The 6,351-nt window shown below is 62.5% G+C and carries 9 protein-coding genes; 3 read left to right on the plus strand and 6 right to left on the minus strand.

Annotated features, from left to right (window positions below):
* Position 1: 1 nt before the first annotated feature.
* Positions 2-970 carry a hypothetical protein gene (locus RH91_RS20035; protein ID WP_010165150.1) on the minus strand — a complete coding sequence of 323 codons (969 nt, stop codon included), beginning with the start codon at positions 968-970 and terminating at the stop codon, positions 2-4.
* A gap of 158 nt (positions 971-1,128) precedes the next feature.
* The gene (locus RH91_RS20040) at positions 1,129-1,758 is read right to left on the minus strand and encodes an SOS response-associated peptidase family protein (RefSeq protein WP_029624129.1); all 630 of its coding nucleotides are present in this window, start codon (positions 1,756-1,758) and stop codon (positions 1,129-1,131) included.
* Between the two features lie 137 nt (positions 1,759-1,895).
* Here RH91_RS20040 and RH91_RS20045 point away from each other — a divergent pair, with 137 nt between their 5' ends.
* Together RH91_RS20045 and RH91_RS20050 are read left to right on the plus strand one after the other, a co-directional pair.
* On the plus strand, positions 1,896-2,333 hold the full coding sequence (locus tag RH91_RS20045; RefSeq protein ID WP_029624130.1) for a LexA family protein: 438 nt from the start codon (positions 1,896-1,898) through the stop codon (positions 2,331-2,333).
* A 10-nt stretch (positions 2,334-2,343) separates the two neighbouring features.
* The gene (locus RH91_RS20050; protein ID WP_010165154.1) at positions 2,344-3,606 is read left to right on the plus strand and encodes a Y-family DNA polymerase; all 1,263 of its coding nucleotides are present in this window, start codon (positions 2,344-2,346) and stop codon (positions 3,604-3,606) included.
* A gap of 496 nt (positions 3,607-4,102) precedes the next feature.
* On the opposite strand, the gene RH91_RS20055 is transcribed toward RH91_RS20050, so the two are convergent.
* On the minus strand, positions 4,103-4,606 hold the full coding sequence (locus RH91_RS20055; RefSeq protein WP_010165157.1) for a MucR family transcriptional regulator: 504 nt from the start codon (positions 4,604-4,606) through the stop codon (positions 4,103-4,105).
* Between the two features lie 483 nt (positions 4,607-5,089).
* On the opposite strand from RH91_RS20055, the gene RH91_RS20060 reads away from it, so the two are divergent.
* On the plus strand, positions 5,090-5,512 hold the full coding sequence (locus RH91_RS20060) for a hypothetical protein (protein ID WP_232283623.1): 423 nt from the start codon (positions 5,090-5,092) through the stop codon (positions 5,510-5,512).
* Positions 5,513-5,552: 40 nt separating this feature from the next.
* Here the strand turns inward: RH91_RS20060 and RH91_RS22680 are convergent, their stop codons facing one another.
* The 3 genes from RH91_RS22680 to RH91_RS23515 form a co-directional block, all read right to left on the minus strand.
* Positions 5,553-5,696 carry a hypothetical protein gene (locus tag RH91_RS22680; protein WP_157134787.1) on the minus strand — a complete coding sequence of 48 codons (144 nt, stop codon included), beginning with the start codon at positions 5,694-5,696 and terminating at the stop codon, positions 5,553-5,555.
* Between the two features lie 289 nt (positions 5,697-5,985).
* On the minus strand, positions 5,986-6,195 hold the full coding sequence (locus RH91_RS20065) for an antitoxin VbhA family protein (protein WP_010165160.1): 210 nt from the start codon (positions 6,193-6,195) through the stop codon (positions 5,986-5,988).
* 62 nt (positions 6,196-6,257) lie between these two features.
* Positions 6,258-6,338: a DUF3768 domain-containing protein gene (locus RH91_RS23515; RefSeq protein ID WP_269724697.1), complete on the minus strand. Its 81-nt coding sequence runs from the start codon at positions 6,336-6,338 to the stop codon at positions 6,258-6,260.
* Positions 6,339-6,351: the final 13 nt, after the last annotated feature.

Genomic DNA, 6,351 nt, shown 5'->3' on the forward strand with positions numbered 1-6,351 from the left:
GCTACTCACGCATCACCTTGTCGGAAATGTAGCTGCAGTAACCGCAAAGCCCGGAATCATTGCCATCGAGGTATTCTTGGATGGAGATGCCGTTGGAACAGCGCGCCCATTCAGCGTCGTAATCAAGGCTTTCGTTACAATTGGCACAACTGTCCTCCGTCTCGACATAGGTGTCGCGTTCGCATGCTGGACATTGATAGACCGGGCCCTCCTCGCCGCCTTCCTTAGCGCACGTATAGGCGTCGAAGGCAAAGGCGTTCTCGATCGTCGCTTCGATGATATCGGCTATGTCTGGTGTGGCGAGACAGCTGCGGCATCGAAAATCGACCATCTCCTGAGCGCTGTTCTCGGGATCGAGCTGCTCCAGCAATTCGGATTCGCAGGCGAAACATTTCAGCGTCGCGGCCGCGATGGTTGGCGAATGCCACTGCACTGTGGCCAAAGAGGCCTTCGCGTCCTTTAGCTCATGCTCATAGAGCTCGCGCGTTTCCAGCATAACCGACCAAATGTCACCGAGCAGGACCGCGGGATCTTCTTCCATTTGGCGGAAGAGCGAGGCGGCGACCGGAAAGCCCTTGGCGATCGCCGTCCGCACCGCAGCGTCGGTCTTTTCGGTAAAATGATGCTCCATGTCGTTGCGGATACGGTTGAGATCTTTCAGCGCATTATGGTCGATGACCATGCCGAAATCTTTGAAGCGTCCGGCGATGGTGTTGAAGTCGATCGTTTTTCCGCCGACCGCTTCATAGGCGATGCCCCCATCACCGTCAGGCACGGGCTTGTAACTCGTGCCGATCACATCCTTGGGATCGGCGTCGGGCGCCTTTCTGACCAACGCTTCCTTGGCGAGCAGGAGCACGCCCGCATAGAAGTTCCTGACTGCGGAGACGTCGCGATCGCTGTCCTGCTGGCGATAATCCTCGACCCCCATGCGGATCGACGCGACGGCATTCTCAAACAGCGATGGCATGGGTTCTCTCCGTCGATCGAAATAGGGTGGTTCCGTCGAGCGCGCATCGCAATTCAAAGGTCGCGCGGTGAAGTCAGCTTCACCGTCGGTCCGGCCAATGATTTACGCGCGTGAGGTGGTCTTCCACGGGTGTAGGGCGGCTTGATCCGGACACGGCGTCAGCCCCGGCCGCGCGTCGGGAACACTGGTCCGCGGACGGTCATTTTGGCCGGATCATAGGGGCGCTGAAGCGCCACCACGTCGTCGTAGAACCCGCGTAGCCAAGTATCGACGTCCTCAGGCTCGAGGATCGTTATCACCGCCTTGGGGTGGATCGGTGCGACGAGGCTGTTGGGATCGCATGTGACCATCGTGAAACCATCACCCTCGGCGGTGCGCTGCCAGAAGCCAGCGACCGCGAAGACAGGCTGGTCGGTGACGCTGAACCACATTTCCCCTTTGAGAGGCGGCTTGCCGTCGCCCAGGTCGTGCTTCTCGGGCGTAAACTCCGCAAACTCGGTGAGCGGGATCACGCAGCGATTTTCCGGCTTGGCGGCGAGCCTGCGCCACTGGGGCAGGGCGAGCTGGCGGACGTTCGTCATCGGCCAGGGCGCCTGGCCGCCAAGGACGTCCCAGGTCATCACGTCCCAGAAGCGGTCGCCTTCCTGCTCGCGGACGACGTAGTTTCGGCTTTTCGGCCGCAGCTCCTTCGGGTTGAAGCGATTGTCGCGGGGGCGCTCGCTAAACAACTTCGCGGTTGAACCCCAAAGCGTTTCGGGTTCGCTGGCATATCGGGCTCGGTTGCACATCCGGCCATCCTATGACGGGTCGCCCGGCATCGCCACATACTCAACCCGGGCGATCGAAATCGACGAGCCGAACAATCTTCTGTTCCCAATCTGTTCTCTTGGGCGTTATGAGGGGCCACGAGTTAAGGATTCAGATCATGTTGCTGCCGATCGCGCAGCCGGTCCCGCTCGCCGTAATGGCGCCGAGGCTCCGGCTGAAGCCAATCGGCGTAGCGGGAGCTGGCTTTCCGTCACCCGCCCAGGACTGGGAGGAGGACGCTATCAATCTGGTGGAGCTGCTGCGGCTTAACAGAGCCGCCAGCTTCGTCTTCCGGATCGATGGAACGAGCATGGTAGACGCCGGCATCGGCGATCGCGACGTCGTGGTGGTCGATCGCGATGTCACGCCGCGCAGCGGCCACATCGTGTTCGCTGTGCTTGCTGACGGTTTCGTCTGCCGCCAGCTCGTTCACCGGGCCGGGGTGCCGTACCTCGAGGCGCGCAACAGCCAGCAGAGCTATCCGGAGCAAATCGCCGACGACCAGACGGAAATATGGGGCGTCGTGCGGGCAGCCGTCCGCGACTATCAGCGATAGGCGCGCGCCGATGACACACGCAATCGTCGACGTGAGCAACTTCTACGTCTCGTCGGAGAAGGTCTTTGACCCGAGACTGCGGCGCGTGCCGGTGATCGTGCTGTCGAACAACGACGGCTGTGCGATCGCGCGGAGCGAGGAGGCAAAGGCCCTCCACATCAAGATGGGCGATCCGATCTTCAAGATTCGCGACGTCATCAAACGGCATGGGATCGAGGTCCGATCCTCCAATTACGAACTCTATGCCGACATGAATCGGCGCTTCAATGCGGTGATCGCGGAGCATAGCGACCTGATCGAGATCTACTCGATCGACGAGAGTTTCTACCGCCTGCCGGTGCTGCCCAACGGCCTGGGTGATGTGGTGGCCGCGCATAAGCTGCGCGCGGCAATCCTGCGCCAGACCGGCCTTCCGACGCGGATCGGACTTGGTCCGACGCGCGCATTGTCGAAGGTCGCCAATGCGCTAGCGAAGGCGACCGAGAAGATCTGGGATGGTGTCGTGGACCTCCACGACACCGAGCTGCGCGCGCGTCTCTTTGCCGAGTGGCCGGTCAAGGAGGTGTGGGGGATAGGGTCGGCGCTGGCGGCGCGATTGCACCCGCTCGGAATTCGGACAACGGCCGACCTGGTGGCGATGCCACCCGCATCCGCGCGTGATGTCGGCACGGTCGTTCTCGACCGCCTGGTGCGCGAGCTGAACGGCATCGAGTGCGAAGAGTTCAAGCCGGAGCCGGAAGCAAGCAAGGCGACGGCGGTAACGCGCCAGTTCGGCGCGCCGGTAACGGACCTCGATGAGCTTCGCGAGGCGATGGTCCGGCGCGCGGTGCGCGCGGCCGAGAAGATCCGACACCAGGGACTGGTGGCAACGCGGCTGATCGTGTTCGCGCACGGCTCGCGCTACCGGCCCAATCCGCCCTCGGCCAGCCGGCAGACCCGGATGTCGCCACCCAGCAACGATCCGCGCATCATTGCCGGCTTGGCGGCCAAGATGATGGAGGCGATGTACCAGCCTGGGGGCGTCTATACGAAGTGCGGCGTCCTGCTCGAGGAGCTGCTGCCGCAGGGCGCGGGGCAGGGGGATTTCTTCGCCGTCGAGGATCCGCGTGCCCCCGGGTTGTTGGCGGCTATGGATGGCCTCAACGATCGGTTCGGGCGTGGGACCGTAGGGATCGCAGCCCAGGGGTTCGGCGCGCGCGCGTTCGATACGAAGCGGAGCCAGAAAAGTCCGGCGTGGACGACGCGGATCGGGGAGATACCGATAGCCCGATAGGTGCGGGGGAGGAGCGGGTTCTACGGAAGGAGATTTCCGCTCGGGCGCAACGCCCATCCATCCTGAAACTGGATTTTCAGGAAGGATGGCGTATATGGGGTGTGCGGTTTCATCGAGTCAGATCGGTGTCACTTACCTGAACCCGTCGCGCTGTGAACGCGACGGGTTCAAACTTCCGGGGCTGGCGCTGTCAACAGCGCCGGCCTTTTTCTTGGAAAAGGGGCGAAGGCCCTGTGAGACCTCCGCCCCCCGCTAAGCCGGAATTACTTCCGGCCCAGCGTGACGATCGCGACGACTAGCGAAACACCAGTCAGCACGACCATTGCGGTTTCATACATGGTCAAATCAATATCACCTCCTTTGGGTGACATGATTTGCGGCAGGGGCTGTGAACTCCCCATCGCTGTTACCCGAGAGTAGCATACAGCGAGTGCGCGATTTCGTGCAGTATTCCCGTTCGCGATCGCGTGACCGGACGGTCGCTCGCGATCCTGACTTATGCCGGCGTGGCCACCTTGAGCTTGCGGCGAGGTGTCGGCGCTGGCGACGGTGCCTCTGCCCCTGTCTCTGCCGTCTTGGGTTTCCGTCCAAGGCCGATCTGCTTCGCCATCGCGCGACGTGCCTCGCTGTAGGCCGGCGCTACCATCGGATAATCGGGTTTGAGATTATAGCGGGCGCGGTACTCCTCGGGCGTAAACCCGTTGCTGCTTAGATGCCGGCGTAGGGTTCGGTACGGCTTTCCGTCGATCATCGATATGATCTGGTCGGGCGACGCCAGCGACTTTCGCGCGGTCGTTGCTGGTGGATATTCCGCCTCGGTTGGCGCCTCGGGCCGTTGATTGCCCTCGGCCGGGGCGTCCAGCTTCACAAGGGCCGCGTGCATGGAGGCCAGGAAAGCCGGGACGGCATCAGCTTCGGGTCGGGTATTCGGGTTCGCAAGCCACGCGGCGGTAAGCTCGGCCGCCAACGCGATCCTGTCAGTCTTCTCGTCCATATCCATTTCCCTGTTCGTATTGCGAAGCCGATGCATAAGTCATCCCGCCCCAAGCTGGGCGAGACCGCGGTTCTGGCAAAGCCCGCGGCGCGTGTCGATCAACGCCGGCGAGATTCTGGCAGCCTGCTAGGCGACGCGGTAGATGAGAATCTTTTCAGATACGGCTTGGCGCATCGATGAACAAAAAAAGGCCGCCCAAAGGACGGCCTGGAAGTTTTAGGAGAGGATGCCTGAAAGGCCTCCCTTTGCTGCACCTGCGAACGGACAATCGCAAGTGCAATCGATGGGATGGCAGTTACGCCAGGCAGCTGTTCGATCCGGCAGGATCACGTCAGGGATCATCACCCGAAGGGCTGAGACCCGAAGGGCCTCGGTGGAGCGCAGCGGAAGAGAGCCCGGCGCCGCCCACAGGGCGGGGCGACGCCCGCGTCATAGGTTTTGCGGTTGGGACGGTCCATAAGGCGAGACCATCAAAGGCACGGAGTGAAGGTGGGTAAACCGGACCTTGAAGAAGCCGTTCTGCTCGAAATCGAGACGGGATTGTTGCAACTGCATCAGCGGAGTTCGGGACTAAGCGGTCTCGTGGATACACCGGAGCTGACGTTTGAATATGCGGCTGTCGCATTGCGGGAGCTGATCGTCGATGTTGGAGAAATCTCGCGGCATAACATGCTCCTGGTCGAGGAGATGATCGCCGCGGTTCGAACTTTGCAGCGGGCGCATCAGCGGAGAATGACGCCTCCTGCGAGGACACCATTGCATCAACGGGCGTCGCTGCCGCAGCTCGTCGTGCCTGGTATCGCGGCGCTGATCGGGATTGGCTTCACCGCGTTTCTGATCGGATATGTGCAGGGATTCCCCGAGGGCTGCGCGCGCGGGATCCGCGAGGTGCTGGCGCATCGAGCGGTGTGAGACATGACGAGAGCGGGGCGGCAGCGCCGCCCCGTCTCGGTCACTCTTCCCAGAGCGGCTTGAGCTTGCGGGTCCGCTTGCGAGCGGGCCGGGGTGCCGCGGGCATCCCGTTGATCGCGATCTCCGCTTGAATGCTGGCCAGCTCCGCGAGCCATGTTTGGGTGCGTGCGGTTTGAATGTTCATCTAATCGTCCTTCTGTTCGCTTGAGACAGAGGCGGCTTGACGATCGGGCGTGGTCGGGGTCAGGGACCGCGAAGCGGCCGCGAAGCGGTGCGTGGAGGTGCCGATTTTGTCGTGGACGAAGTGGAGCGCAGCGGAACGCACGGCCGCGTCAAAATTGGAGGCGCCGCGCATCCTTGACGCCGGCCACGCCCGGTCGTCATGCTGGAACGGCGTCGACGACAGAGCCTTTCCGACGGTGGTAGGGCAGGGGGGGCCGCCACACAGCGCACTCCCTTCTGCCTCCGCGCCATCACGGCAAATGGACGGTCTGCGATGCGAGGATTGCGCTGGTGAGCGCTTCGCTGTTGATTTCACCGGCGATGTAGCGGGCATTGAGCTGCTCGATCTCGTCGGAGAGGATGCCGCCCTCGTGGCGGACGTTGCCGCGGGCGAAGTCGACCTCGCGGTGACGGCGGGCGCGCTCGGTTGCGCTGATCGGGCTGATCGTTTCGATGGTCATGATGCAATCCTTTCGAGAGATGGAAGGAAAGCCCCGACGGCTGTGCGTCGGGGCGGTCTGCGTCATCGTTCGTCGACGCGCATGATCGTGAGGACGCGCACGGTCTGGAAGGGATCTGAGGGATCCTCGGAGCCAGCGGTCATGTCGTGGTTGTAG

The sequence above is a fragment of the Sphingomonas sp. PAMC 26617 genome, assembly GCF_000242835.1.
Classification (GTDB): Bacteria; Pseudomonadota; Alphaproteobacteria; order Sphingomonadales; family Sphingomonadaceae; genus Sphingomonas.

What these genes read in the sequence shown, in the direction of transcription:
- RH91_RS20040 (WP_029624129.1), bottom strand. Translation starts at nt 1,758, where the DNA reads ATGTGCAACCGAGCCCGATATGCCAGCGAACCCGAAACGCTTTGGGGT.
- RH91_RS22680 (WP_157134787.1), bottom strand. Translation starts at nt 5,696, where the DNA reads ATGAACATTCAAACCGCACGCACCCAAACATGGCTCGCGGAGCTGGCC.
- RH91_RS20045 (WP_029624130.1), top strand. Translation starts at nt 1,896, where the DNA reads ATGTTGCTGCCGATCGCGCAGCCGGTCCCGCTCGCCGTAATGGCGCCG.
- RH91_RS20050 (WP_010165154.1), top strand. Translation starts at nt 2,344, where the DNA reads ATGACACACGCAATCGTCGACGTGAGCAACTTCTACGTCTCGTCGGAG.
- RH91_RS20055 (WP_010165157.1), bottom strand. Translation starts at nt 4,606, where the DNA reads ATGGATATGGACGAGAAGACTGACAGGATCGCGTTGGCGGCCGAGCTT.
- RH91_RS20065 (WP_010165160.1), bottom strand. Translation starts at nt 6,195, where the DNA reads ATGACCATCGAAACGATCAGCCCGATCAGCGCAACCGAGCGCGCCCGC.
- RH91_RS20035 (WP_010165150.1), bottom strand. Translation starts at nt 970, where the DNA reads ATGCCATCGCTGTTTGAGAATGCCGTCGCGTCGATCCGCATGGGGGTC.
- RH91_RS23515 (WP_269724697.1), bottom strand. Translation starts at nt 6,338, where the DNA reads ATGACCGCTGGCTCCGAGGATCCCTCAGATCCCTTCCAGACCGTGCGC.